The 26,267-nt window shown below is 63.1% G+C and carries 22 protein-coding genes and 2 pseudogenes; 17 read left to right on the top strand and 7 right to left on the bottom strand.

All coding sequences use genetic code 11. The annotated features are described in order from the left end of the window. The first annotated feature begins 3 nt into the window (after positions 1 to 3). The 10 genes from DWV00_RS19625 (at position 4) to DWV00_RS19580 (ending at position 11,444) form a co-directional block, all read left to right on the top strand. Entirely contained in the window at positions 4 to 1,068 is a 1,065-nt protein-coding gene (locus tag DWV00_RS19625) for an ornithine cyclodeaminase family protein (protein ID WP_115535240.1), read from the top strand. Continuing rightward, the gene (locus tag DWV00_RS19620) at positions 1,062 to 2,444 is read left to right on the top strand and encodes an alanine racemase (RefSeq protein ID WP_115535239.1); all 1,383 of its coding nucleotides are present in this window, start codon (positions 1,062 to 1,064) and stop codon (positions 2,442 to 2,444) included. The genes DWV00_RS19625 and DWV00_RS19620 overlap by 7 nt, the downstream gene beginning before the upstream one ends. Before the next feature lie 2 nt (positions 2,445 to 2,446). Then, positions 2,447 to 3,484: a cysteine synthase family protein gene (locus DWV00_RS19615; RefSeq protein WP_245964948.1), complete on the top strand. Its 1,038-nt coding sequence runs from the start codon at positions 2,447 to 2,449 to the stop codon at positions 3,482 to 3,484. Then, positions 3,481 to 4,875, top strand: a complete 1,395-nt coding sequence (locus DWV00_RS19610; protein WP_115535238.1) for an MATE family efflux transporter — start codon at positions 3,481 to 3,483, stop codon at positions 4,873 to 4,875. Before DWV00_RS19615 ends, DWV00_RS19610 begins: the two co-directional genes overlap by 4 nt. Next, positions 4,872 to 5,300, top strand: coding sequence for a ParB N-terminal domain-containing protein (locus DWV00_RS19605; protein ID WP_115535237.1), 429 nt, complete (start codon positions 4,872 to 4,874; stop codon positions 5,298 to 5,300). The genes DWV00_RS19610 and DWV00_RS19605 overlap by 4 nt, the downstream gene beginning before the upstream one ends. Before the next feature lie 593 nt (positions 5,301 to 5,893). Then, entirely contained in the window at positions 5,894 to 7,741 is a 1,848-nt protein-coding gene (locus tag DWV00_RS19600; RefSeq protein ID WP_115535236.1) for a S10 family serine carboxypeptidase-like protein, read from the top strand. Between the two features lie 55 nt (positions 7,742 to 7,796). Further along, entirely contained in the window at positions 7,797 to 8,204 is a 408-nt protein-coding gene (locus DWV00_RS19595) for a 2-oxoglutarate dehydrogenase (RefSeq protein WP_181885527.1), read from the top strand. Between the two features lie 397 nt (positions 8,205 to 8,601). Beyond that, positions 8,602 to 9,828 (top strand): Crp/Fnr family transcriptional regulator, encoded by a 1,227-nt coding sequence (locus DWV00_RS19590; protein ID WP_115535234.1) that lies wholly within the window; start codon positions 8,602 to 8,604, stop codon positions 9,826 to 9,828. Positions 9,829 to 9,919: 91 nt separating this feature from the next. After that, positions 9,920 to 10,684, top strand: a complete 765-nt coding sequence (locus tag DWV00_RS19585; protein WP_115535233.1) for a flagellar motor protein — start codon at positions 9,920 to 9,922, stop codon at positions 10,682 to 10,684. 46 nt (positions 10,685 to 10,730) lie between these two features. Beyond that, positions 10,731 to 11,444, top strand: coding sequence for an OmpA/MotB family protein (locus tag DWV00_RS19580; RefSeq protein ID WP_115535298.1), 714 nt, complete (start codon positions 10,731 to 10,733; stop codon positions 11,442 to 11,444). Between the two features lie 130 nt (positions 11,445 to 11,574). Here DWV00_RS19580 and fliD read toward each other — a convergent pair whose 3' ends face one another. Together fliD and DWV00_RS19570 are read right to left on the bottom strand one after the other, a co-directional pair. Beyond that, positions 11,575 to 13,008: a flagellar filament capping protein FliD gene (gene fliD / locus DWV00_RS19575; RefSeq protein ID WP_115535232.1), complete on the bottom strand. Its 1,434-nt coding sequence runs from the start codon at positions 13,006 to 13,008 to the stop codon at positions 11,575 to 11,577. Between the two features lie 145 nt (positions 13,009 to 13,153). Continuing rightward, a pseudogene (locus DWV00_RS19570) lies at positions 13,154 to 13,399 on the bottom strand (HD domain-containing protein); the annotation flags it as partial. A 168-nt stretch (positions 13,400 to 13,567) separates the two neighbouring features. On the opposite strand from DWV00_RS19570, the pseudogene DWV00_RS19565 reads away from it, so the two are divergent. The 6 genes and pseudogenes from DWV00_RS19565 to DWV00_RS19540 all read left to right on the top strand — a co-directional run. After that, positions 13,568 to 13,750 (top strand): annotated as a pseudogene (locus DWV00_RS19565) (AraC family transcriptional regulator); the annotation flags it as partial. A gap of 66 nt (positions 13,751 to 13,816) precedes the next feature. Beyond that, complete coding sequence (locus tag DWV00_RS19560) at positions 13,817 to 14,725, top strand: LysR family transcriptional regulator (protein WP_115535231.1); 909 nt, start codon at positions 13,817 to 13,819, stop codon at positions 14,723 to 14,725. A 100-nt stretch (positions 14,726 to 14,825) separates the two neighbouring features. Next, entirely contained in the window at positions 14,826 to 15,260 is a 435-nt protein-coding gene (locus DWV00_RS19555) for a MarR family winged helix-turn-helix transcriptional regulator (RefSeq protein ID WP_115535230.1), read from the top strand. 116 nt (positions 15,261 to 15,376) lie between these two features. Then, complete coding sequence (locus DWV00_RS19550; protein WP_115535229.1) at positions 15,377 to 16,888, top strand: efflux transporter outer membrane subunit; 1,512 nt, start codon at positions 15,377 to 15,379, stop codon at positions 16,886 to 16,888. 98 nt (positions 16,889 to 16,986) lie between these two features. Then, the gene (locus DWV00_RS19545) at positions 16,987 to 18,144 is read left to right on the top strand and encodes an HlyD/EmrA/EmrK family protein (protein ID WP_115535297.1); all 1,158 of its coding nucleotides are present in this window, start codon (positions 16,987 to 16,989) and stop codon (positions 18,142 to 18,144) included. 9 nt (positions 18,145 to 18,153) lie between these two features. Then, a complete protein-coding gene (locus DWV00_RS19540; protein WP_115535228.1) occupies positions 18,154 to 19,710 on the top strand; it encodes a DHA2 family efflux MFS transporter permease subunit in 1,557 nt (518 codons plus the stop codon). 138 nt (positions 19,711 to 19,848) lie between these two features. Here the strand turns inward: DWV00_RS19540 and DWV00_RS19535 are convergent, their stop codons facing one another. The 3 genes from DWV00_RS19535 to DWV00_RS19520 all read right to left on the bottom strand — a co-directional run bounded on the left by DWV00_RS19535 (position 19,849) and on the right by DWV00_RS19520 (position 23,679). Next, positions 19,849 to 20,256 carry a 2-oxoglutarate dehydrogenase gene (locus tag DWV00_RS19535; protein WP_115535227.1) on the bottom strand — a complete coding sequence of 136 codons (408 nt, stop codon included), beginning with the start codon at positions 20,254 to 20,256 and terminating at the stop codon, positions 19,849 to 19,851. Between the two features lie 48 nt (positions 20,257 to 20,304). Continuing rightward, positions 20,305 to 22,098, bottom strand: coding sequence for a S10 family serine carboxypeptidase-like protein (locus DWV00_RS19530; RefSeq protein WP_115535226.1), 1,794 nt, complete (start codon positions 22,096 to 22,098; stop codon positions 20,305 to 20,307). Between the two features lie 690 nt (positions 22,099 to 22,788). After that, complete coding sequence (locus DWV00_RS19520; protein ID WP_115535224.1) at positions 22,789 to 23,679, bottom strand: LysR substrate-binding domain-containing protein; 891 nt, start codon at positions 23,677 to 23,679, stop codon at positions 22,789 to 22,791. Between the two features lie 107 nt (positions 23,680 to 23,786). Between DWV00_RS19520 and DWV00_RS19515 the strand changes: the two genes are divergently transcribed. After that, entirely contained in the window at positions 23,787 to 25,034 is a 1,248-nt protein-coding gene (locus DWV00_RS19515; RefSeq protein WP_115535223.1) for an MFS transporter, read from the top strand. A gap of 12 nt (positions 25,035 to 25,046) precedes the next feature. Here DWV00_RS19515 and DWV00_RS19510 read toward each other — a convergent pair whose 3' ends face one another. Together DWV00_RS19510 and DWV00_RS19505 are read right to left on the bottom strand one after the other, a co-directional pair. After that, on the bottom strand, positions 25,047 to 25,712 hold the full coding sequence (locus tag DWV00_RS19510) for a glutathione S-transferase family protein (RefSeq protein WP_115535222.1): 666 nt from the start codon (positions 25,710 to 25,712) through the stop codon (positions 25,047 to 25,049). A 124-nt stretch (positions 25,713 to 25,836) separates the two neighbouring features. Beyond that, on the bottom strand, positions 25,837 to 26,154 hold the full coding sequence (locus DWV00_RS19505) for a hypothetical protein (RefSeq protein WP_245964947.1): 318 nt from the start codon (positions 26,152 to 26,154) through the stop codon (positions 25,837 to 25,839). Positions 26,155 to 26,267: the final 113 nt, after the last annotated feature.

Here is a 26,267-nt window from a genome sequence, read left to right as displayed (position 1 = left end):
CCGATGAATACGATGACACTCGAATCGATCGAGACTACGAAGATGGCAGGTGCAGTCGCATCCGATATCGACGAGCGTCCGCGGCTCGCAACGCAGCCGTCGAGATTGCGTGTGCTGAGCAAGCGCAATCTCGACGAACTCGATTACGACATCGCCATGGTGCTCGACGCAGTGGAGCGCGCCTATCACGGCCTAGGCAGCGGCGAATCCGATAACCCGCGCAAGCTGATGACGCAGCCGAAATCCAAACATTCGGTCGCGTATTCGATGCTCGGCCTCGACGGCGGGCATCGCACGGTCGGTTTCAAGACTTCGTACAAGCACGATCCCGGGCACAGCCGAGAACAGCAGCGGTACTACACCACGCTGCTGCTGTTCGATGACGAAACGGGCATGCCTGTCGCGATGCTGGACGGCAGCCTCGTCGGTTCGCTGCGTACGCCCGCCGTTTCGGCGCTGATCGCGCGCGCGGCGACGCCCAACGCCCGCACGGCGCTCGTCGTCGGCACGGGCACGCAGGGACGGATGGCGTTGCCGTTCCTGTTGGCGGCGCTGCCCGACGTCGAGCGCCTCATCGTGCACGGTCATTACCGAGATGGTATCGACGCGGTGCGCAACACGCTGAAGCGCTTCCATCCGGGCCGCGAGATCGAGGCATCGATCGACCTTGCGGGCGCCGCGAAACAAGCGGACATCGTACTTGGCGTGGCGGGCCCGGGCAGGCGTGAAGCCGTGCGCCACGTCCACCTGAAGCGCGGCGCGCTCGCGCTGTTGGTCGGCTATGGCATTCACGCCGACGCGCTCCATCGCGCCGATTATCGGATCGCGACGAGCGAGGCGCAGATGCAAGTGACGGGCCTCGATCTCGCCGACGAGCGGGGCAAGCTGCCGGCGATCGATGCGCAACTGCCGGACATCTTGCTCGGCCGTCGCCCCGCCCGCCGCTCGGACGACGAGATCGTGTTCGCGTTCAACAGCGGCATGGTCGTGACCGACATCGCGCTTGGCCGCGTGCTGGCCGATGCGGCACGGGCGAAGGGGCTCGGCGAGGAGGTCGAACTATGGTGAGCGATGTCCCTCGGTTGCCCGCGTTGTGGGATCCGGCACAGCGTGCTTTCATGGATCGGCACGCGGCGACGATCCACGAGCTTGCGAGCGGTTTCGATGCGCCGCTTCATCTGCTGTTTCCCGAGCGATTCGCGCGCAACGTCGCCGCGTTTCAACGCACGCTTGCCGAGCGTCGCGTAACGGGCCGGATCTACTACGCGAAGAAAGCGAACAAGGCGCGCTGTTTCGCGCGAGCGGCCGCCGAGACGGGGATCGGCATCGATGTCGCGAGTGCCGGTGAATTCGGCGAAGCATTGATGGCCGGCGTCCGTGGCGCGGATATCGGCGTCTCCGGCCCGGAAAAAGCGAGCGACTTGCTGCGGCTCGCGGTGCATCACGATGCGCTGGTCGCCGTCGACAGCGTCGACGAGTTGGATCGTCTCGTCGCCGTCGGGCGGCAGTGCGGCCGCGTCGCACGCGTGCTGTTGCGGATGGAGCCGGCTGCGCAGCGTTCGAGCCGGTTCGGCCTGAATCCCGCCTCGTTCGACTCGGCGCTCGCGCTATGTGCTTCGAATCGATCGACGTTGTCGCTCGAAGGCCTTTCGTTTCACTTGTCCGGCTACGGCGCCCAAGCACGATGCGACCAAGCTGGCGTTGCCGTACGTGCATGCATGTCGGCACGCGCGCTCGATCTTGCGCCCGGCACGATCGACATCGGCGGAGGCTTCGCGATGTCCTACGCCGCTGCGTGCGACTGGGCGGCGTTTCAGACGAACCATCGGCCCGATGACTACCACGCGAACAAAACGTTCGACGGCTTCTATCCCTATCACTCGGCGTGTACCGGCGCACAGATGCTGGATGCCATCCTGACCGGCATCCCTGATGGCGATTCGAAGCCGCTTGCCGATTCTCTGCGCGAGCACGGGTTGCAACTGATGCTCGAGCCCGGCCGCGCGCTGCTCGATCAGGCGGGGTTCACTGTCTTCACCGTGCAAGGCGTGAAGGATCGCGGCGATTACGGCATCGCTACGGTCAACGGCACGAGCTTCAGCGTCTCCGAACAATGGTTCGCGAGCGAGTTCCTGCCCGATCCCGAGTTGTTGACGGCCCCGAACGAGCCGAGCGAGCCGCCGCGAATGCGCGCACCGTACCGCGCCTGCGTCGGCGGGGCGAGTTGCCTCGATTCGGACATGGTCACTTGGCGCAAGGTCGCCTTCGCGCAGCGTCCCGAGGCCGGCGATCTGCTGCTTTATCCGAACACGGCCGGCTACCAGATGGATTCGAACGAATCACCGTTTCATGAATTGCCGCTGCCCCCGAAGCTTGTCGTGACCCTCGACGGCGCGCGCCCGCGTTGGCGCGTCGACCGCCTGTCCACGCTGTCCGGAGCCTAACGATGAATATGCGTCTCTTAGCCGAACAACCGACCATCACGGTGCCGGCGATCGTCTCGAAAGTATCGGATCTGATTGGTCACACACCGTTGTTCGAACTCATACGCGCGCGCAATGGCGCCCGCATCCTGCTCAAGCTCGAGTCGACGAATCCGACGGGCAGCGCCAAGATCCGGATGGCGCGGCAGATGCTCGACGAAGCGGAGCAGGGGGGCAGCCTTCGTCTCGCGGGGCGGGTAATCGAATCGACATCCGGTAATACCGGCATGGGGCTCGCACTGCTGTCCGCCGAACGCGGCTACCGCTTTACCGCCGTGGTTGACCGCCACGCATCGAAGGACAAGCTGCGCGCGATGCAGGCGTTCGGCGCGGAGCTTGTCTACGTCAGCGAGGGCGATTCGCTCGCGACGGCAGACCGCGAGGCGCTCGCCGAACGCATGGCGGCAGACGACCCGAACAGCATCTGGACCGAGCAGCACAACAATCCGGCCAACGGCGATGGCTACCGCACGCTTGCGCGCGAGCTGCGCGACGCGCTCGGCGAGCGGATCGAGTACCTCGTCGGCGCGGTAGGCACGGGCGGTTCGCTGTTCGGTACCGCGCGCGAGCTGCGCGCGACGGGGCCGGCGCCGCGCGTGGTCGGTGTCGAACCCGTCGGCTCCATTGCGTTCGGCGGCAAGGGCGGCACCTACTATCAATCAGGCACCGGGACGCCGCCGGGCGCGGAAATCGGAGCGCTCGTCGACTACGCGCTGCTCGACGAGGGCATCAAGGTGACGGACACGGTGGCGTTCAATACGGCCCGCTACATCGCCCGCAAGAAGTCGCTGCTCGTAGGCGGTTCGGCCGGGGGCGTGATTTGGTGCGCGTTGAAAATGCTCGACGCGCTGCCGGCCGATTCGACGCTCGTCGTGCTCGTTTGCGACGGCGGCGAAAAATATCTCGACACGGTGTTCGACGACGACTGGATGCGGGAACGCGATCTACTCGACGGCGCCGTTGCCCGCGAACTCGATCCCATCTTCGCCGGCGCCGCATGAATGCACATCGACAGTTCTGGTTCGATGCCAGACACATCGGCGGGCTTGCCGCGCCGCTCGTCCTCACGCAACTGGCGCAGGTGGCGCTGACGACCACCGACATCGTGATGATGGGGATGCTCGGTCCGCGCGAGATCGCTGCCGGCGGTCTTGCGCTGACGATTTTCAACCAGCTTCGAACCATGGGAACCGGGCTTGTGACGGGCACCGGCAATTTGATCTCGTTCGCGAATGGGCAGCGCGATCGCACGCAGATCACGCGTCTCGTTCGGGCGAGCTTTGCGTTGTCGACGTTGGCTGCGCTTGCGTTCGCGGTGGCGATGCTGTTCGTCGAAAAGCCGCTCGTATGGCTCGGCCAGGAACCGGACATCGCGCGGCAAACCACTTTCTATCTCGCCGCAGCCGCCCCCGGCATGTTGCCGTGTCTTTGGTTTCAATCGCTTCGACAATATATGGTCGGACTGCGAAAGCCTGGGCCGCTGCTCGCGATCACGGTCGTGTCGATCGTCGTCAACGCCGCGCTCGATTACGCGCTGATGTTCGGCCGCTTCGGTTTTCCGGCGCTCGGTTTGACCGGGATTGCGTGCGCGACGAGCAGCGTGTATTTGCTGTCGTTCGTCGCCATGCTCGCCGTCGTGAAGCGCCGGCCCGAACTCGCGGAGCATCTGTCGCTCGCCGCCTGGCGCACGGATGCTCGTTCGCTCGCGCAGACTTGGAAAATGGGGCTGCCGATCGCGGCGACGTACGGCTCCGAAGCGGCTTTTTTCACGGTGCTCACGCTCGTGATCGGTACGCTCGGCACCGATGCGCTTGCCGCGCAGACGATCGTGAACCAGGTTATCTACATCGTGTTCATGATCTCGATCGGCTTGTCGCACGCGTCGTCGATCAGTATCAGCCATGCATGCGCGCAGCACGATTATCGCGGTGCCCGGCGGCTCGGCTATACGGGACTCGCACTCGGGTTTACGGCGATGCTGGTCGTCGCACTGCCTTATCTCGTCGCACCGGCGTACGTGCTCGCTCCGTTTTTAGGTCACGGCGCGGCGTCGAACGACGAGGTACGGCGCCTCGCGACGGGCCTACTCGGAATCGCTGCGCTGCTGCAGATCTTCGATTGCGGCCAGAACATCGGTGTCGGTATTTTGCGCGGACTCGGGGACGTGAAGAGTTCGTTCCGGATATCGATCGTCGGCTATTGGTTGATCGGTTTGCCGGTCGCGTGGTGGGCTGGATTGAGGCTCGGCTACGGGATGTACGGAATCTGGATCGGGCTGGCGATCGGGCTCGCCGCGACGGCGGCGATGCTGCTGCGCAAGTTCGAGAGCCGGCTCGGCGCGCTGACACGGAGTGTGCGCGCAGGGGTGAATGCAAGGGCGAGTCAATCATGAACCGAGTCGATGGAGTCGAGGATCAGACCATGCAGTCTTCGAACTGGATCATCGAACTGATCCCGACGGAATGCATCCTGCCCAACGAAGAACACGACGTGGCTCGCTTGCTGGAGGTGCTCGACAGCATCGAGCGCAGCGGCCGTTGGACTGCGCCGATCGTGCTCGAGCGCGCGAGCTTCGCGGTGATGGACGGCCACCATCGGTTGGCGGCGGCGCTGCGTCTGTCGCTGCCGCGCGTCCCCTGCGTGCTGCTCGACTACGCGCACGTCGGCGTCCTGGCGCGGCGCCCGGAGTTTCAGGTGAACGCCGAGGAAATCGTTGCGCGTTCGCGCGCTCGCTCGCTGTATCCGCCGAAGACGACGCGGCATATCTTCCCGCAGGCGCTGCCCTTATGCAGCATCGAGATCGCCGAATTAGCGTGAGGCGCGACGTGAACGTTGGGCGCGCAAGCGTCATGCCGTGCGCTACACTCCCCCTGACGCCGCTCGTCGTCATCAATACTCCTGAATCATAAATGCGTTTGACAATTTTTTCCGATCGATAATTAAGACAATCAGGTACTAATGACTTGCCAATAGAATTGGGTAGAACGATCTTTATATTTAGAGCCGATAGTTGACTTTTCAGTTAAAAGCCCAATCGACAGACGATTTCGTTAAAGACAAAGAACATTCCCACGAAAATCCGTAAGGGGAGGAATCGCGCTCGCAGCGGCCGCGCTGCCGCTATCCGCACTGCGTCTTGACAAGCTTTATGTTCACGCATAATTTCTTATCGCCGATGTCTTCGGCATATCTGCATCTGCAATACCCTCCGAAATCCTGAAGTAAAAACGCTCCACAGACGTTCCGTATCACGCGGTAATTATTTCGTGCGGTTCGATAGTCAGGCTCTTGGTCGTTATCGAGAAGAGGGCTGAGTGTCGGCCGTCGTCGGGTATTCGCGCGCCGCAAAACGGCAACGCGATGCACGGCGCGGCCATCGAGAAACGGCAACTCAACTACCAAGGACAAAAATGAAGAAGCGAGATAGGAGTGGTACCCCGAGCCTGCCGCGTCACGCGCGCGGCGGGTTCTGGCTCGGTGCAATCGCGGCGGCGTCACTTGCGCTGGCCGGTTGCGGTGGCGGCGACAGCGGCTCGTCGGTAGGCGCGAGCGCCAATGCGCAGCAGATCGCTGCCGCGGCGCAAACGCCGGTCGCGAATCAACAGCAACAGGCGGGCGCCGATCAGCCCTATTCGGATCCGGTCGCCTACTCGTCGAACGCGGGCGACAGCCTCGATCCGACGCAAGTGTCGGAGAAGGCCGCCGTCATGCATCACGCATGGACGTCGGGCAACAAGACGGTCAACTACACGACGACGACCGGCCACTTGACGGCGTCCGATCTCGGCGGCAACGCCGAGGCCACGATGTCGTACGTCGCCTATACGGCGCCGAGCAAGAACGGCAAGCCTCGGCCCGTGACCTTCTTCTACAACGGCGGCCCCGGCTCTTCGTCGATCTGGCTGCGGCTCGGCTCGTTCGCCCCCACGCGCGTGGCGACGCCCGATCCGTTGATGACGAACTGGCCGAACTTCCCGCTCGTCAACAACGAGCAGAGCCTGATCGATACCACCGACATGGTCTTCATCGATCCCCCGGGCACGGGCCTGTCGGAAGCGATCGCGCCCAACACGAACCAGAAGTACTGGGGCAGCGACCCGGACGTGAGCGTCATGCGCGACTTCATCCGGCGCTACATCGCCGTGAACAGTCGCACGAATTCGCCGCTGTACCTCTACGGCGAATCGTACGGCACGCCGCGCACGGACATGCTCGCGCTCTCGCTCGAATCGGCCGGCGTGCACGTGACGGGGATCTCGCTGCAGTCGTCGATCCTGAACTACTTCGCCGATGCGATCGAGGCCGTTGCGATTCTGAGCGGCAACACGATCGACATGAACGCGCTCAAGCTCGATACGGATACGTTGAGCGGCTACTACCCGGGCTATGCCGCGGTATCGGCCTACTTCAACCAAACGACGATGCCGGGCGTGCAGGTCGATCCGGCATTGTTCGCGTTCCAGTCGGAGCTGTTCGCGTCCACGCACTATCACGCGTTCCAGCAGTACGCGCAGTCGTGGGTGCTGAGCCAGCTCGGCGTGCCCGATTTCCTTGGCACGCCGGTGTTCCCGAACGCGCCGACGCTGGCGTCGTGGACGTGGGCGTCCGGCTTGTCGATGCAGTCGTTGACCGGCTACTTCAACGCCAATCCGTTCAATACCTCGCTGCTGCCGGGCACGACGATCGGCCGCTACGACGGACGCGTGTCGTTGCCGGATACCGATCCGCGCCTGCAAGCGGACGGCGATCCGTCGGACATCTTGATCTCGCAGCCGTTCACGACGGCGCTCGCGACCCAGATGCCGACGTACCTCGGCTACACGGCACCGAACGCGACGTACATGCCGCTGAACGACAACATCATCAACGTCTGGGATTTCTCGCATGACGGCCAGCCGCTGCCCGATACGATTCCGGACTTGCTGGCGGCGATCGAGCTCAATCCGCAGTTGAAGGTGCTGTCGCTGAACGGCTATCACGATCTGGCCACGCCGTTCTTCAACACGGAGAAGCAGCTTGCGCGTCTGCAGACGGTGCAGGGTCTGAATCCGAACTTGCAAGTGACGTTCTATCCGGGCGGCCACATGATCTATCTGGACGATCATGCGCGGCCGAAGATGAAGTCCGATCTGCGCGACTTCTATGCCGGCAGGCCGGCGCCCACCGCGCTCGGCTTGTGGATGCTGCCTCCGCCGTGGCACGACGAAAGCCCGGCCGGCACGCCCACGCTGGCGGCGGCGCAGACGACGACTCAGTAACGGGCCAACTGGCGAAAGCGAGTTGCTTCGGCTACCTTTTACTTGTGAGCGGAACATGTCACCCATCGATATGCTGCGACGACTTACCCCTTTGACTCCCTTGATCGCGCTGGGCCTGCTGGCCGGCACGGCCCATGCCGCGGCACTGCAGGCCGTGGCGCCCGTGCACCTGCCGCACCGCGGCAGCGGCGTGGACGGTCCGTACTTTCCGGCTACGCGTGCGTCTGCCGTGATGCCGTCCACGGGCAGCGATCTCCAGGCGCAGGCGCAAAAACGGCTCGATGCGCGTCTCGGTGCGAACACCGTGCTCAGCAACGGCGCGGCGATCACGAAGGCCCAGGCGCAATCCAATGGTCTCGGCTATATCGCCAAGCACTTCGACGAGATCGATACGGCCCATAGCGGACGCGTCACGATGAGCGACGTCAAACAGTATCTGCAGCAGCGTCAGCGCCAGCAGTAACCGCGTCGCTTCACCTCACTTCGCTCGACCCGGTCGAGTAAGCAGTGAAACTGCCCGCGTGCGATGTTCGTGCGCGGGCAGTTTCATTTTGGTGGAGCAGCACAAACGGCGAAGGAGGCAGCTCGTATCCGTGCCGTACGATCGCGCCCTGATTTGTCGGATAAATCGATAAATCGTATCAGTCGGATGATTGAATCGGCGCCCGTGGGCCTCGATGCGCGTTTACCTGCTCGCGTTTACCTGATCCAAAAAAGCGCCGCAACAGGCGCTAAGCTCTAAAGAAATGAAGGGGCCAAGTCGTTAACCCACGCATGAGCCGAACGAACGCGGCTCGCTGTCTCGGCTGTTGGGGCATCGCAGACCGAGAGCAACGAATAATCGCTACGGGGAAAGTATCGTGAACCAGCAACGAACGTCTTGGACGCGCACGGCCGCGCCCGGCGAAGTCATTTACTCCGAAGGGTTTGCCGGAGAGGCGGTCCTCTACGTCATCACCGAGGGCAAGGTCGAGCTCTCGACGCGTTGCGACGACAAGAAGGTTGTCCTTGCAACGGTCGGCAAGGGCGAGTTCTTCGGCGAAGCGGTGCTGCTGCAAGCCGAGCCGCGCGCCCATACGGCCAAGGCATTGTCGTTTTGCCAGCTCACCGTCATCCACGCAAGCATGGTGGAAGAGGAACTCGAGCGCGCGTCGCCGCTGCTGCGCCACATCGTGCGCACGACGATCCGCCGCAGCCGCAAGAAAGACGATCTGCTCGCCACCTACACGCACGCCGATTTCCTGCCCGGTGTCGTGTCGTATGCGCACGTGCTCGCGCTGATGGCCGGCACCGACAACGCGGATTCGATGGACGGACGCATGCGCCGGGGCCAGACCGATGAGGTCTCGGTGCCGCTGCCCGAAGTCATCAAGAAATGCCGCGCGATCGCGGGGCATTCGCGGCCGCACGTCATGACGATGCTCGGACGGATGGAAAAGCTGAACCTCGTTTCGTTGGGGACAGGGCGCGCGGAACATCTGAGCGGCAATTCGCGCGGCGGCGACGCGCCGTCGAACCGTCACGTGGTGACGTTCGATCCGACGCGCATCACCGAGCGCGCGCAGCAGGTGGCCGATCAGGATCTCGACATTGCGATCAACAGCGAACTCGAACTGATCGAGCTGGCCGATCTCGAAGCGCTGATCGGCGTCGAGCGCAAGATGCTGCTGAACAAGCTGTCGCACGACGAGATCGCCGAGGATGTGTTCGCGTTCCGCAAGACGAAGGTGCTGCACTATGTCGAAGAGAAGGGCGTCAGCTACTTCGCGAAGCGCGCGCGCGGCAGCGGCGACGTCAAGTCGCTCGAAGACATCGAATTCGTCGATCATCGCACGCTGTTCGACGCGGTCAGCGCGACGGACACCTACGACTTGGCGAAGCTCGCCGCGTCGGCCGGGGATCCGGCCATCGTCGACAAGCTGTTCTCCGTCATGACCGAAGCACGCAAGAAGGAAGTGTCGTGGGTCATGCGGCGCGATCTGAAGATCGATCAAGCCGAAGTGGAAGATATCGAACAGCGCTTCCTCCAAACGATTCGCGAACTCAAGGTCGCGAACAGCCACGCGCCCATGAGCCGCGAAGCATGATGACGCGTGCGGCTAGGCGGCCATGACGGCCGCCTAGCCGCATCGCCAGCCACTCAGGCTTGCAAGCCAAGCCGAATCGTTAGGAGTACGTATGGATCTGCTGACCATCATCGGCGCGCTGTTCGGCGTGGGCGCCATCGGTGTGGGTTTCTGGCTCGAAGGCGGCCAATTCACGACGCTGCTTCAAGGCGAGGCGTTCGTGATCGTGTTCGGCGGCACGTTGAGCGCCGTGATGATTCAAAACACGTGGTCGCGCTTCTTCGACGGGATCAAGCAACTGCATCTCGCCTTCATGAAAGCGCGGCAAGTCGACCGCGATAGCTTGTCGACGCTGCTCGAATGGGGCGATCAGGCCAAACTGAACGGCATGCTCGCGTTCGAATCGATCGACGTCACCGGGATCAGCGCGTTCGCGAAGCGCGGTTTGGAGCTGCTCGCCAACGGGGTATCGACGGCGGTGCTCGAGGATTCGCTGCATCGCGAGATCGCGGCATACGAGCGCAACCGGATGGCCGCGGCGCGCATTTGGCAGCAGGCCGGCGGCTATGCGCCCACGTTCGGGATTCTCGGCGCCGTGCTCGGCTTGATCCACGTGACCGGGCACGTGCTCGAACCGGCGCAGTTGGGCAGCGGCATCGCGACTGCATTCACGGCCACGCTCTACGGGCTCGCGCTGGCGAACCTCGTGTTCTTGCCGCTGTACGGCAAGATCAAGGCGCAGGTCGATAGCGAACTGCGCTTCCGCCGGCTCTACATGGACGGCCTGCTCGCGATTTCGCGCAAGGAATCGCCGCAGACGATCGAAACGCGTCTCGCAGCGGAAGTCCGCGAGCGCGCGGCCGAGTCGCTCGCCTAAGCGCGCGACGGCCGATGATCCGATACATTGAACGGAGCGAATGCCGATGAGCACGCTTGCGGACGGCAAACGTCTCGCCACTTCGAGCGAGGCGGGATACGACGCGCACGATGGAGCGGAAGAGCAATCGGAACGGTGGCTCATTTCGTACGCGGACCTCATCACGACGCTGATGGTGTTCTTCCTCGCGCTTTACGTGATCGAACTCGCGAAAGATCGCGATCTGCAGACGAAGAAGTTGGAGGCGCAGGCCGCGAGCGGGCACGTGCAAGTCGTGACGAGCACGGCCAAGCCGGCGGGTGCGGCGGCCGATGCGCAAAAGGCGGCGGCGCAGGCAGCGCTGGTCGCGCTGCTCAAGCCGCTCAGCGACGAACACGCGATCACGGTGTCCACTTCGCCGCAAGGCGTGGAGATCGCGATCAACGCGAAGATCCTGTTCAATTCGGGCGACGCTCGCTTGCTGCCCGATTCGATCGACGTCCTCGATCGCGTGGCGAAGGTGCTCGCGACGCATTCGGCGAAGAACATCCTCGTCGAAGGGCACAGCGATAGCGTGCCGATTTCGAACGCGAAATATGCGTCGAACTGGGAGCTGTCGGCCGCGCGCGCCGGTGCTGTGGTTCGATTCTTCGTCGATAAGGGTGTCGAGCCGCATCGGCTGTCGGCGATCGGGCGCGCGGACAACGTCCCGCTCGTGCTCGGCGACGACGCGGCCGCTCGAGCGGCCAACCGCCGCGTGACGATACTCGTTCAGCAGTAAACGCGGCGCGGCGGTGCCAGCGATCGCTACGCCTAAACCGTGACGACGATCTTGCCGAACTGCCGGTTCGATTCGAGGTAGCGGTGGGCCTCGGCGGTTGCCTGGCCCGGCCGCCGGTGCCTATGCGCCGTCAGCCCCTCTTATTCAGCGTTCCCGCGGCCCCGTTGCCGCCGAACAGCTGATTCAAGTACGTCTTGTTGTTGGAAACGGTCGTCAGCAGGCGGTTCAACGCGTTGAACTGGGCGTTGTACTGCGCCGTCAGCGTTTGCTGATACGTCGTCAAATCGCTCTGCTGCTTCGTGATCGACGTCAGCTCGTCATTGATCGACGCGGAGCGCTTGTCCAACTGCCCGATGGTGGACAGCGTGTACTCGTTAAGCAGCTTGTCCAACTGCTGGCCGATACCGTTCGTGCCGTTGAAGACCGACGACACCCCGGTCGGCTCCGACTTGAGCGACGATTGCAGCTTGGAAGACGAGAACGCTAGCGTGCCGTCGTGCTGCAAATCGAGGCCGATCTGCGCGAGGCTGTACGTTTTGCCACCGACCGAGACGCCGCTCGACATGATCCGGCCGATGCTGTTCACGGCCGAGTTCAGCATCGAATCGCCCAGCAGCGGGGCCGCTTGCCGCGTGGTCGGATCGTAGGCCGACTGGGCTTTCTGGGCGGACACCCACGCGTTGTAGGCATCCGCGAAGCCTTGTACCGCTTTGCCGATCGCCGTCGTATCGCTCTCGATGCCGACCGTCTGCGTCGTGCCGACGGCGGGAGACGTCAACGTGAGCGTCACGCCGGTCAGCGCGTCCTTGACGACGTTGCTCGCACTCGTGACGGGGTTGCCGCTGACCGTGAGTTTGGCATCCTGAGCGGCCGTGACTTGCTTGAAGTTCGCGGTGGCGAGGTTCGCATCGACCCCGGCGCCGGCGGACACCGACACGGTGTTGGCCGCGCCCGTTTGCTTCGACGTGAGCACGAGATGTTCGCCGTCGCTGCCCTTGACGACGGCCGCCGTCACGCCGGGATTATCCGCCGCACCGTTGATCGCTTGGGCTAACCCGGCAAGCGTGTTGTTCTTCGAATCGAGTTCGATCGACATGGAGCCCGAGCCGACCCCGATCGTGAGCGTGCCGGTACCGAGCGTGGCGTCGCGCGTGAAGGCCTTCGACGAAATCTGATTGGCCGCCGCGAGCTGCTCCACGAAGACCGAGTACGAGCCGGCGGCCGCACCGGCGGCGGCGGTGGCGGTGGCCTCGATGCCCTTGCCGCTCGCCGTGGCGGCGAATTGCGAGAAGACGCTGCCGTCCGCCAGCCCCGTGAGCGACGTTTTCAGCGACGACAACACGGACTTGATCGCGCTGAGCGCCGAGATGACGGCGTTGTCGCTCTGCTGCTGATGCGCGAGCACGGCCGTGTGCCCGGCCGTTTTCGCGTTCACGAGCACTTGCACGAGCGTGTTGACGTCGAGCGACGATCCCGTGGCCCCGCTCAAAATCGATTGCGCCGCTTGCTGGATCGGCGAGGGTTGCGTATTCGAATTACTCGACGGCGAAGTGACCGAACTCATGAAATGGCTCCGTAAACAATCCTTCGAAGGCGGATTGTAATTGAGAGCTGTAATATTTGGAAATACTTGTAACGCGAGTTGAAATGCGGCAGTGGGATCACAGCCGGGATACGCCGAAAAGCGCGCCGGCTAGGCCCGAAGTCCCCTCAAAACGGGCGGCGTTCGCGCTGCTGTAGGCATCGACGAGTCCGATGTCATGAAACATCGCGCCGATATAGAGCAGCTCGGGATCGTATTTCAATCCTTGGCACTCGCCGGTGAGGGCGCCGAACAAGAACACGCGGCGAGAATGGTGATAGAGGAGGTCGGGTTCGGTGTCGCGGATGAACTCGGTGGCGGCGCGTGCCATCGCGCTGTCGGGGATCTTGATGCCGGCGATCGTCGTGCTCATGATGCGAGGCCCTCGATGAAGGTGAAGGTGAAGATCGAGATGAAGGTCAAGGTGGCGAAGGAACGGAAAACCCCTGGATCCGATGCGCGTTTGATATGCTGCGTGACCAGGTGCTCGGGCGTCGCTCGTGTGATCGAGTATTGACTGGCGGGCGTTGTGCGACAACGCTCGGCGCCCGCGGACGAGACATCGCCGATCGCGAAGGTGCAGGCACATGTGATGGCGAACATTCGCGATAAATTCACGGCGGAGAGACTCGCCGATGTCGCGGGCATGAGCGCGCGCAATTTCGCGCGCGTTTTCGTGCAGGAAACGAGCGTCACGCCCCAGCAATATCGTGAACGATTCAGACGTCGGACACCGATTAACCTTCGCTAGCCGGCGCCGATATGACGACCCTCGCCGAAGAGGTGCCACATGGAATACATCGATAGCCTGCGCGTTTTCCGGTCGGTGGTCGAATTCAAAAGCTTCACGCGAGCGGCCGACACGCACGGACTGGCTCGGCCCGTGGTGTCGCGGGCGATCGCGGAACTGGAAGCGCGCGTGGGCTGCCGCCTGTTGAACCGCACGACGCGACAGGTTTCCCTGACCGAGGCCGCGGAGCGATTCTACGAAGGCTGCGTGCGCATTCTCGACGATCTGGACGCGCTCGAAGCCAATGTCGCGAACCAGACGCGCGAGCCGGAAGGCGTCTTGCGCCTCGTCGCTCATACGACGGCGACGATGAATCGGCTGGTGCCGCTGATCGCCGGCTTCAAGCGCGCCCATCCGAAAGTCACGCTCGATGTGACGCTGACCGAGCGGCCCGTCGATCTCGTTGCCGAAGGATACGATCTCGGCGTCATCGTGCCGTACATGCTCACGAGCGAAACGACGATCATACGATTGCTCGACCGGGTCCGGTTCGTCTTGGTGGCAACGCCGGCGTATCTGAGCGCCTCGTCCACGCCGCAGCATCCATCGGATTTGACCGATCATCTCTTCGTGCCGATCTCGCCGTCCATTCGGCGGGCCACCATTGCCTTTCGGATCGGCTCGGAAGAGTTGACGATCCCGCTTCGATTCGACGTGTCGTCGAACAGTCCCGCCTTCAATCGCGAAATGGTCCTGCAGGGCTTCGGCATCGGCGTGGTACCCGATGCGATCGTGGAAAGCGAACTGGCGTCAGGCAAGCTCGTGCGCGTGCTGCCCGAATGCCAAATGGTGGACGACGGCATCGAACTCCAACTCGCCTACAGCAACCGCACGCTGCTGCCCGCCAAGGTGCGGGCGTTCATCGACTATGCGGCCGCCTTCTTCGAGGCGCCGGCTGCATTGCGCTGATTCCGTAGACGAATCCCTCCTCGATTGGTGCGCGAGACGGCAACAAACCCGTAACCGGAGCGGCATCGCTTCGCGCCGCGCACCGCCTTACTGTGTGCGTATGCACACAAACGAACTTGATCGCGACGATTGCTTTGCTCTGCGGCAAGCCTCTCGACACATTTCCAAGCTTTACGAACGCCATTTGTCGGCGGTCGGGATCACGCCCACTCAGTTCAGCATTCTGAGCGTGCTCGACCGCTGCCCGAAGCTGACGATGGCCGAGTTGGCCAAGGCCATGGTGATGGACAGAACGACGATCGTTCGCGTGCTCCAACCGTTGCTTCGCCGCGGCCTCGTTGCGGCGCCGGCCGAAGGGCGGGCGGGCGCGCGGCTGCGCATGGTGCTGACCGACGCGGGCGCGGCAAAGCTCGCCGAGGCCGCCGCACATTGGGCCGTGGCGCAAGCGAGCTTCGAAAAGCGTTTCGGCCAGCAACAGGCGGCGCACCTGCGCAGCGAATTGTTTCGTATGACCCGCGACGTGGCCGATCGGTAGCCCCAAACGCAACAAACTAGTGTGTCGCAGCGCATCGCTGCACGAGCAGTTGAATATTAATGTGTGCATATGCACGCTTTTCATCGAAAACACCTCACCCAGACGAGCCAAAGGAAATGGAAACGATGACCCCTCACCGCTCACGACTGCGAACCGGCGCGCGGGCGGTATTGATCGCGGCCGCAACGATGATCGCATCCGGTTGCGTCAACGATGCGGGCATCAAGAGCGACAAGCAGATCGCGGCGCCCGCCACGTACGAGACGCAGCAAAGCTTGCCCGCCGAGGGCGGGCAGTGGCCAGCCATGGATTGGTCCGCGCAGTTCGGCGATCCGCAACTGCCTGCGCTCATCGACGAGGCGCTGCGAGGCAATCCGTCGCTCGAGCAAGCGCGTGCCCGCATCGAGAAAGCCTCTTCATACGTTGGCAGCGCGAATTCGGCGCTCTATCCGAACGTGACGGGCAGCTATTCGTGGACGCGCGAGCAGTACTCGGGCAACGCGCTCGTCCCGCCGCCGATCGGCGGCACGTGGCAAAGCGAGAACACCGTGTTGGCCGGCGCTTCGTGGGACCTCGACCTGTGGGGCAAGAATCGCGAGCGGCTGCGCCAGTCGGTTTCTCAGGAGAAGGTGGCCGACGCCGAGGCCGAGCAGGTGCGGATCTCGCTGTCCGCCTCGGTGGCGAGCGCCTACACCCATCTCGCGCAGCTCTACGCGCTGCGCGACATCGAGACGCGCGAGGTGACCAATCGGCAAACCATCGCCCGAATCACGGAGGGACGTGTGGGCGCCGGTTTGGACACCAATGTCGAACGCGAGACGGCGTACGGCGAGATGGCGACGAGCCGCTCCAGCGTCAGCGCGCTCGACGGACAGATCGCGACGGTGCGTTATCAGCTGGGCGCATTGCTCGGCGAGGGACCCGATCGCGGCTTGAAGATCGCCGATCCGTCGCTGGGCAAGGGCGCGGATGTCGCGCTGCCCGACAACCTGCCCGCCGATCTGCTTTCGCGCCGCCCCGACATCGTCGCCGCCTACTGGCAGGTCGATGCGGCCACGCACGGCGTCAAGGAGGCGAAGGCCGAATTCTTTCCGGACATCAACTTGTCCGCCGCGATCGGACTCGACGCATTCGGCTGGGGCCGCTTACTGACGGCCGCGAGCCGCGAGATCCAAGCGGGACCGGCGATCCATCTTCCGATTTTCGATGCCGGTGCGCTGCGTTCGCAACTGAAGGGCCGCTATGCCGATTTCGATTACGACGTCGCCACGTACAACCAGACGCTGATCGACGCGCTCTCCGAGGTTGCCACGCAGGTCACGCAGATCCGCTCGACCGATCGGCAACTCGTCGATGCGCGGCAGGCGCTCGATGCGCAGACCCAGGCTTATCAGCTCGCGCTCGTTCGATACAAGGCCGGCTTGAATCAGCAGTTGCAGGTGCTCAATGCGGACGACAACCGGCTGGCCGCGGAAACGGCGGTCGTGAACCTCGAGATGGGCCGCCGCACCTTGCAGGTCGGATTGATCAAGGCGCTCGGCGGCGGATTCGATGCCTCGCACAGCGGCCTTGACGCGACCGTGCAGACGCCGATCGCAGCGGCCTCGAGCGATACCGCGAATCGCTGAAATTACTGAAATCGCTGAAATCGTTGAAAGAACCCGAAACGAACGACCGTCGAGCCGAACCGCGCGACGCCAAACCTCAAGCCTTGTTGGAGCGATCGATGAACGCACCTGAATTGAAGCCGGATGCAGAATCCGCGAAGAACCCCGGAAAACGGAAGCGACTGCTCGCACTGGTTGCCGCGGCACTCGCGGTGGCCGGCGCCGCGTACGGCTCGTACTACTTCCTCGTGTCCCGCTATCACGTGGAAACGGACGATGCCTACGTCAACGGCAACGTCGTGCAAATCACGCCGCAGGTCACGGGCACGGTGATCGCGGTCAATGCCGACAATACGCAAATCGTCAAAGAGGGCGAGCCGCTCGTCCAGCTCGATCCGGCCGATTCCAAGATCGCTTTGCAACGCGCCGAAGCAGACCTGGGACATACCGTCCGTCAGGTCCATGGCCTCTATGCCGACGACGACAAATATCGCGCCGATATCGCCGAACGCGAATCGGATCTGGCGAAGGCGCAGGACGACTTGCGGCGGCGCCTGTCCACCGGCATGTCGGGCGCGGTCTCGGACGAGGAAATCTCCCATGCGCGCGATGCCGTCAAGTCGGCTCAGGCGGCACTCGACGCGGCCCGGCAGCAGCTCGGCGCCAATCGCGCGCTGACGGCGAAAACGACGGTCGACGATCACCCGGACGTACTGGCCGGCGCCGCCCGTGTTCGCGATGCCTACTTGGCCTATTCGCGCACGACGCTGCCCGCGCCGGTGACCGGATATATCGCGCAGCGCTCGGTGCAAGTCGGCCAGCGCGTATCGCCGGGAACGCCGCTGATGTCGGTGGTGCCGCTCGATCAAGTGTGGGTCGACGCGAACTTCAAGGAGTGGCAGCTGCGCCACATCCGGATCGGCGAACCGGTGCAATTGACGGCCGACGTCTACGGTACGTCCGTCGTCTATCACGGCAAGGTGGTCGGCTTCACGCCCGGAACCGGCTCGGCGCTTGCGCTGCTGCCGGCGCAGAACGCAACCGGCAACTGGATCAAGGTCGTGCAGCGGCTGCCCGTGCGCATCGAGATTCCGCTGTCGGAATTGCACCGGCACCCGCTCCGCGTGGGCCTGTCGATGAACGTAGACGTCGACGTCAAGGATCCTGCCGGCGCACAGCCCGACGCGGATCCGAGCGTCTACAAGACCGATGTGTTCGCGAAGTACGGCGATCAAGCGGACTCGGCCATCAAACGCATCATTGCCGACAACGAGTGACCCGACGCCATGACCACCGAACATCACACGCCTCCTCCGCTGACCGGCGCGACGCTTGCCCTAGGGTCGCTCTGCGTCGGTCTCGCCGGGTTCATGACGGTGCTCGATTCGTCGATCGCCAACGTCGCGATCCCGACGATCTCGGGCAATCTCGGCGTATCGGTCGACGAAGGCACGTGGGTCATCACCGTCTTCGCCGCGGCCAATTCCGTTTCGATCCCGCTGACCGGCTGGCTCACGCAAAGGCTCGGGCAAGTGAAGCTGTTCGTCAGCTCCATCTTGCTGTTCGTCTTCGCATCATGGCTCTGCGGCATTGCGCCTTCGCTGCCGATTCTGCTGTTCGCGCGGATTTTGCAGGGCGCGATGGCCGGGCCGCTGATTCCGATGTCGCAGGCGCTGCTGCTCAGTTCGTGGCCCAAGAAGAAGGCTTCGCTCGCGTTATCGCTGTTTTCGATGATCGTCGTGACGGGGCCGATCGTGGGGCCCGCGCTAGGCGGCTGGGTGACCGACAGCTACTCGTGGTCGTGGATCTTCTACATCAACATCCCGGTGGGGATCTTCGCGGCGGCGATGATCTGGACGATCTATCACAAGCGCGAGACGCCGACGAAGAAACTGCCGATCGACACCGTCGGGCTGCTGTTGCTAATCACCTGGGTCGCGTCGCTGCAAGTCATGCTCGATAAGGGCAAGGACCTCGACTGGTTCTCGTCGACGACGATTGTCGTGCTGACGATCGTGGCGGTGGTCGCGCTCGTGGTCTTCATCATCTGGGAGTTGACCGAGAAGCATCCGATCGTCGATTTGACGCTGTTCAAGGAGCGCAATTTTCTCGGCGGCACGGTGTCGATCGCCGTGGCCTATGGCGTGTTCTTCGGTACGTTGGTGCTTCTGCCTCAATGGATGCAGGAATACCTCGGCTACCGTGCGCTCGACTCGGGCCTCGCGACGGCGCCGCTCGGCATCTTCGCCGTGATCGGCGCACCGATCATGGGCAAGATACTGCCGCGCTCGGATGCACGGATCATCGGCACGTTCGCGTTCGTCGGTTTCGCGATCGTCTACTTCATGCGCTCGTTCTTCTTCGTCGATATCGATGAAGGGCACATCATTCTGCCCACGCTGCTTCAAGGCATTCCGATGGCGCTGTTCTTCGCGCCGCTGACGGTGATCATCCTGTCGGGGCAGCCGCCCGAGAAGGTGCCCGCGGCGGCCGGGCTGTCGACGTTCGGACGGATGTTCTTCGGCGGTATCGGCACGTCGCTGGCGGGGGTCGTCTGGAACAATCGGACGATCATGCATCACGAAATCCTGACGCAGAACTCGAGCCCGACGAATCCGCTGTTCCGTGCGCAGATGGGTGCGTACCACTCGACGCTCGGGCTGGGGCAGGGCGCATCGTATGCCCTGTTCGACCACACGGTGCAGTCGCAGGCGGCGATGATGGGATTGAACGACGTGTTTTACGCGGCCGCGATTCTGATGATCCTCATCATTCCGCTGATCTGGATCACCAAACCGGGCAAGGCCGGCGGATCGAGCGAAGCCGCTGCCGCGGCGCATTGATATTGATCGAAGACCGAGGCGATCGGGCGCATTGAAAGCAAGCGCCCGATCGCCCATTCGTTTGTCCGCAGGTGCGACCTCCCGTGTCGCTCTTTCGCTCGGCCGCATCCGGCGGACACACTCAGCGCTGCTTGCGCGTCATTGCTTCATTTGCTTCATCTGCTTGGCCTGCAGGTACCGCCGCACATCGTCCATGGACACGCGGCCCGAATGCGCCGCGTCGATTTCGTTGAAGTGGTTCGCGATGTAGCCGAGCCCGCTGCTCGAGGCTTGTACCTTCGTGATCGCGGCGCCGTTGGCGAGCACCGAGTTCACGCCAAGCTGCGCTTCGATGCGCTGCTGAGCTTGCTGCTGCAGCGCATTGCCGGTCGTCGGCGTGACGGCGGCGACGAGCGCCTTCGGGAAATACGGGCCGTCCACGCCGCGATCGGCATGCGGGAGTGTCACGGGTGCGACGGCTTGGAAGCCCGCTGGATACGCACTGCCTGCGAATGCGCCGAGTACGATCAGCGCGGATACGCGCCGTACGATTTGGATAAGAGACATGATTTGCTCGCATTAAATGGGTAACGGAAGGGCCCTCGGGTCACGACATCAGCGCTTGGACGCTTGCGCCATGACAGTCGGCGTGCCCGCCGGGCTTTCGTCGGCCCAGGCGGACGGCAACCCGCTCAAGCTCAGCGCGGACGGAATCGGCTTGCCGCTGAAGTAGTTTTGGAGGTCGGCCTGCATTTGCGGACGCGCGGTGTCGTCGAGGTACACCATGTGCCCGCCCGGATAGAACGTCACTTGCACGTTCGCGCCTAGGTTCTGCACCGTTTGCAGCCGCGCCAGCTGCTTCTCCGTATTGAAGAACGGCGTGGCCAGATCGTGATAACCGTTGATCGACAGCACCTGCAGGTTCGGATTGAGCTGCAGTGCGCCGAGCAGATCGGGTATCGTGTCCGGTAGCGCTTGGCCGTCGTGCGTAAAGTCCCACGAGCCGATGATGTTGTTGTTCAGCGGCATGTAGGTCGCGTTCGGCGCCGTGTAGCCGAGGTAGTCCGGCATCTGCGTTTGCAGCGTCGTCGTAAACGGCTGCGTGATCAGGATGTCGGACGGATCGCCATCGCTTTGCAGGCGTGAATCCGAGTTCGGCAGCGAGACGCGTCCGTCGTAGCGGCCGATCGTCGTGCCCGGCAGCAGCGTCGTCTGGAACGGTGTCGTGCTGAAATAGCCCTTCAGCGCCTGATATGTGAGGCTCGAACCCGATTCCCACGACGTGAGCGTCGATTTGCTCGGCAGCGTCGATCGGCCGAGCCCGTTCGGATCGCCGATCTGGCTCATCGTCCACGACTGCGCGTAGTTGCCGAAGCTGTTGTAGTTCGACGTCACGAAGTTTTCCATCTGCTGCGCGTACTGCGACTGACTGGCCGGAGCAGGCAACGCTTGGTTGAAGTATGCCGCCACCTCCGCGTAGCCGGGGAAGTAGCCCGACAGCGTATCGGTCGCGAGTGCGAGGCCGCTCGTCGACTGCGTGACCGCCACCGCTTCCGTCGCGTCGGCGAAGTAGTTCAGAATTGCCGACTGCAGCACGATGCCCGTGAGCGGTACGCCCGCGGTTTCGAGCGAGAGCGCGAGCATGTCGGTACGCGGCGTGCCATACGATTCGCCATAGAGATAGATCGGCGAGTTCGTGCGGTTGTTGGCGGCGATATAGCGGCGAATGAAATCGCGCATGACGTTCACGTCTTCATCGCAGCCCCAGAACGATTGGTTCGTGTTCGGCGAAACGGCCTCCGACAGGCCCGTGCCCGGCGGATCGATGAACACCATGTCGGTCGTGGCGATCAAGCTTTCCGCGTTGTTCACGAGCGGGAAGTTGGGCCAGTTCGTCAGCAGCGGATCGGGCGTGGCGACGCGTGTCGGCGCGAACGAGCCCAAGCGCAGCCAAATCGACGACGAGCCGGGGCCGCCGTTATAGAAGAACGTGACGGGGCGCGGCTTGCCGTTCGTGCTCGGTGCCGTATAGGCCACGTACGACATCGACGCCTCGGGGTTGCCATTCGCGTCGGACGCGGTCAAGTGTCCCGTGGTGGTCGTGTAATTGACCGTCGTCGCGCCCGAGGTCCACTGGTAGTGCATGACGGCGGCGCCTTCGTTCACCTGTGTCGGGTCCAGGCTGTCGCCCGCATTCTCGGAATAGGCGACCTGGTCGGTATAAGGTTGATTCGTGTCGGCGAGCTTCGTGCCTTGCTGCTGGGCGTTGGCGGCGGCTGCCGCCGACGGCGACCCGCTGCCGCCGCCGCACGCGGCCAGCAGCAGCGTCCCGAACGTCAATGCGCCCAAGCCGGCGAGCCGGACTTGTAGGCCGTGGCGGCCGGCGATCCTGCTACGGTGTGATTTCATCTCTGACCTTCTTGAGGAATGAAGTTGTCGTACCGCCGGAGGCCACGGCTCGCGCGCGGCCCCACCCAGCTGCGGGCGCGCGAACGCAGGCCGCGCACGGCGGCTCGCATGAAGCTGTCTTTCCGATGATGCTCGAATTGCGTTTCTCGATTGCCTTGCAGTCGTGCGTTTTTACTTGCACTTGCACTTGAACTTGCACGTGCTGAAGCAACTGCTCAACCCTCTACGGCTTGGTATTTCTAATTGATGCCGAATGGGACTACGAATTTAATAGGATTTATCGCGGTCTTTAATCGGCGATACACACCGTACGGGGCAGCACGCAATTTGGCAAGCGAGGCGGGGGACACGCATGCATTGAACGCATGCGATCGGCACGCACCGCGAGCGCGAGTCGGACATGAACAGAACGTGCCGTTCATCTTGCGGTGGCGCATCAAGATGCTCGATTTCTCGGGGCAAGGAAGGCGAAAGATGAAAAATGCGGCGCACAAGAAATACCGAACGAAATAGTCGGTATACGCCGCTTAGTGATAGCGTTAAATAGAAATTGCCTTTTACAAAAATTGAACGAAGCTATGCACTAATGCCCATTTGGGTGACGACGCACTTGCGGAACGAATGCCGCCATCCGAATCGCTCCGAATCGCTCCGAATCGCTCCGGGTCGATCCGTGTCGATTCGCCCTCGTCAGCCGGCGAGCTTCCCCTTGAGCCATCGATAGAACTGCAGGATCGCCGCTTCGCGCGGATGGCCATCGCGCCACGTGAAGAAATAGTCGAGCGAGGCCGGAATCCGCACGTGACCGACCTGCACGAGGTCGCCTCGAGTCAAGTAGTCCTGCGCCAGCTGCAGCCGTGCCGTGGCCACGCCTTGCCCGTTCACGGTCGCCTGCAGCAGCATGCCGGCATCGTTGAAGACGGGGCCGCGTTCGGGCTCGGCCGCTTGCAGGCCTGCGGCTTCGAAGAAATCGAGCCAAGACCGCCGTGAAAAATGCAGCAGCGGCATCGTCGGAAGATCCTCGATCGTGAAGTTCGGGTAGCGCGCCAGCAAGGCGGGACTGCAAACGGCAATGACCTGATCGTCGAGCAGCTTGCGGATTTGGAAGCCCGGCTCGTCGACTCGGCGATGCCAGATGCCGATGTCGACCGAGTAGGGATCCGGCGGCGCGACATCGGCGTGCATGTGCAGCGATAGATCGATGAGCGGGTGTTGGTCGTAGAAATCGCCAAGCCGCGGGATCAGCCAAATCGAGAGAAAGTCCGACATCGCGCTCAACTCCAGCCTCGTCGCACCGTGGCTCCCGGGTGCGCCGCGGCGGGCCGCATCGAGTGCGTCGCGCAGATCGTCGAGGCTGTGCCGCACCCGCTCGGCCAATTGGGCGCCGGCCGCCGTGGGGATCATGCGGGCACCCGCGCGGCGAAACAGCTCGACGCCGAGTTGTTCCTCGAGCCCGCGCAAATGGTGGCTCACGGCGCTGTGCGTCAAATGCAGTTCTTCGGCGGCGCGGCTGAAGCTGCATCGCCGGGCCGCGGCTTCGAGGGCGCGCAGGGCTTGAAGCGGAGGAAGTGAGGTCGTCATGCCGTCAAATTCTACTCACAATGGGCGGCAAATATCTCTCGTTGGCGCATGCGGGAGTCGTCGCCAATAATGAGTTCAGCTTACGAACTCAATATCTCGACCCTGTCATGGCCTTTACGCAATTGCGTCTGCTCGTCGTCTTTTCGCTCGGGTATTTCGTCTCTTACTTGTTTCGAGGCGTCAATCTCGGGTTCGCCCCGTTCCTGATCCACGATCTCGGTTTGTCGCCGGGGGACTTGGGAACGCTGACGAGTCTGTATTTTCTCGGCTTCGCCGGGGCGCAGATCCCCGTCGGGGTGCTGCTCGATCGCTTCGGGGCACGCCGCGTGACGGCTTGCGTGATGCTGATCGCGGCGGCGGGCGCGCTGACGTTCAGTTGGGCCGGCGGCCTGGGCGCGATGATGGTGGGGCGGTTTTTGATTGGCGTGGGCGTATCGGCCTGTCTCGGCGGAGCATTCAAGGCGACCGCGCAGCATTTCGACGTCGGGCAGCTTACGTTCGTCAACGGCATCGTGATGGCGGCGGGCGGGATGGGCGGCGTCGCGGTAGGAACGCCGCTTACGTGGTTGTTGTCGATCACGGGTTGGCGTTCGGTGGGGGCCGGCATTGCAGTCTTGACGGCGGTGGCCGCGGCAGCGATCTGGATCGGCGCGCCGTCGAAGCAGGAGGCGCATCCGCACACGAGTCTCGTCGACCAATTCAAGGTAACGTGGCATGTGTTGAGCAGCCGCGCGTTTTGGAAGCTCGGGGCGTTTTCGGGGCTGACGCAAAGCGTCTTCTATGCGATGCAGTCGTTGTGGGTGGGCGCGTTTTTGCGCGATGTGTCGCTGGCCGGTACCGAGGGCGCCGCTGCTCGCGCCGCGACGCTCGTGTCGGTGCTGGGCGCGGCGTTCATCGTCGGCAATCTCGGCTTCGGCGCACTGGCCCGTGCGTTGGAGCGGCGGGGCATCAGCGTCTATGTGACCTCTGGGGTGACGATGGTGTCCTTCGTCCTTGTGCAGGCGATGATCGCGGCGCGCGTGCCGCTTCCTGAAAGTGTGCTCTGGGCTGCGTACGGTGCGTTGGGCGGGACGGGAATATTGACGTATGCGGTATTGGCCGAGCATTTTCCGGCGCGGCTGCTCGGGCGTGTGAATACGTCGTTCACGCTGGTGATTTTTCTGGCGATCTTCGCGCTGCAAATCGCGATCGGGGCAGCGCTTGGGCATTGGCCGATGCACGGCGGCCACTACGCGGCCGCGGCGCATAAAACGGTATGGGCTGTGCTGGTGGCGATGCAGGCGATTGCGGCCGTGTGGTACTTCATGCCCGCAGGGCGGGTACGGGCCGCGGCCGCGGTGGATGTGAAGGTTTAGACGGGTAGCGACCTAGTCTTTGTCCGGTGCCCCGAGCGGGAAGAAGCTTCGATAAGGCCGCGCTTCGTCGACGACTCTCGCGACGGACGGACGCGACAGCAACCTTGCCCTGTACGCCGCGAGCGCAGCGTGACGTTCGGCGATCGGATGAACCCAGTCGGCGTAGAACAGTGCCGGTGCGGCCGCGCAATCCGCGATCGTGAACCGACCACAAGCCGCCCATTCCTTGCCTTGCAAACGCGAGTTCAGCCACTCGTAGCTTCGCTCGAGCAACGCATGCGAATCAGCGACACCGCGTGAATCTCGCTCAGCTTCTCCGCGCAACGCATCGCCGACGATCCGTTGCATCGGCGCATTGACATAGTCGTCGAACACGTCGGCCATCATGCGTGCATCGAGTGCTTCGCGTGGATCCGACGGCACCATCGGATTTCCGTTTCCGTGATACAGGTCGAGATACTCGATCACGCTGTTGCTTTGCGTGATCGCTCGATCGCCGTCGATCAAGGCGGGAAATTGACCGGTCGGAGAAAGCGCGGCGATGCGCGCTTGGTTCTCCGGATGATCCGGATCGATCATCTTGAACGTGAATGCTACGTCGCGTTCGTAGAGCGCGATCAACGGCTTCCAGACGAAAGAAGCAAACGGGTGTCCGAAAAGTTCGGGTGTCGCTGTCATTGAATCGCTCCGCGTACTAATTGGTGCCAGATAGGCGTCGCGGCGATCTAACGAACTTTGCGGCGCGTACGGTGTATCGAATGCTTGTGCCGGGAAGCCGGCCGAAGGGCGGGCGAGACTGCGATCAAATTCCGCTTCGCAGCGCGCGCACGAAGCAGTGGGCCGACTGATGCGTATTCACGGCGTTGATCATGTCGGTGAGAAACCAGGGCAGGTTCAGCTTCGTATTCGGATCGGTGACGCCTACGCTGAGCACCGGCGGTTTCGATGCCGTGCCGGTAGGTGTGATGGAAGGATCGGCGCTCACGGTGCATTCATTGGCATCGGCGCGCGCGGGTTGGGTGGTTTCGGCTGCGGCGTAAGACAGCGTCGAGAACGACGCGGCTGCCATGATCATCGAAGCGGCGGCATAACGAAAAAACTTCATGATGGCAATCTCCACGGATAATGTTTTCGACCGCAGCGATGCCGCCGAGTTCGGTCATATCGTGAGCGTTGCAGCCATCCCTTAAGTGTGGCTTAAGGGGCCCGGACCACATTATCGAAAGCTGGCGG

It is taken from the genome of Trinickia dinghuensis (assembly GCF_003367175.1).
Lineage (GTDB): Bacteria > Pseudomonadota > Gammaproteobacteria > Burkholderiales > Burkholderiaceae > Trinickia > Trinickia dinghuensis.
The sequence above is the reverse complement of the archived record's forward strand: the minus strand, read 5'-3'. Positions and strand labels throughout refer to the sequence as shown.